We start from the raw sequence: 790 nt of genomic DNA, 5'->3' as shown, positions 1-790 counted from the left end.
ATATGGGACTATATGATCAACTATTCAAAGAAATATTTCAAGACAAAGATATGATTATTGAATTTATCAATTTGTTTCTACCATCATTAAAAAAATTTAATATCACTCCTGATAAAATTACCATTGAAAAAACTAAATTTACCGATTTAAACTATGGAGATAAAGAATCTGATATTTTATTTAAAATTAATTATGATAATAATGATTTATATCTTTTTCTATTACTTGAACATCAATCATCAATAGATTATTTAATGCAATTCAGGATACTGGAATATATGGTTAGAATATGGAGAAATTATATAAACAGGCATAAATCGAAAAACAAAGGATTTAAATTACCGCCAATAATACCAGTTGTATTCTATAATGGTAAAAGGAAATGGACAGCAGAAATTTGGTATATGGAAAAGATACAAAACTGGCAATTATTTGATATATATACGCCAAGATTTAAATATGAATTAATAGATTTATCTCAAATAGATAGAAAAAGGTTAATAGATATAAAAAATGCATTAGGATTATTATTGAGCATAGATAAAACAGATAAAAAAAATATAAAAGAAGCGTTTCAAGAAATAGAAAAAGCATTTAAAGGCTTACCAAAAAATGAAAAGAAAAAATTCACCGAATATTTGAACAAATTCTTAATGGTATTGAGTCAAAAGAATAGAATTGAAAATATAGAGATAAACATTGAAAGTGGAGAGGAGGAATTTCGAATGTTTGAAAACTTTGTAAAAGCAATAGATGAATCGTTAAAGGAAAGCTTTGAAAAAGGAATTGA

The 790-nt window shown here is 24.3% G+C and carries 1 protein-coding gene; it reads left to right on the top strand.

The features are described from left to right. Positions 1 to 790: Rpn family recombination-promoting nuclease/putative transposase (locus XO12_RS11115; protein WP_175420352.1), on the top strand; the 790-nt coding region annotated here is incomplete at both ends.

It is taken from the genome of Marinitoga sp. 1154 (assembly GCF_013363285.1).
Classification (GTDB): domain Bacteria; phylum Thermotogota; class Thermotogae; order Petrotogales; family Petrotogaceae; genus Marinitoga.
This window is presented reverse-complemented; position numbering and strand designations above follow the sequence as displayed.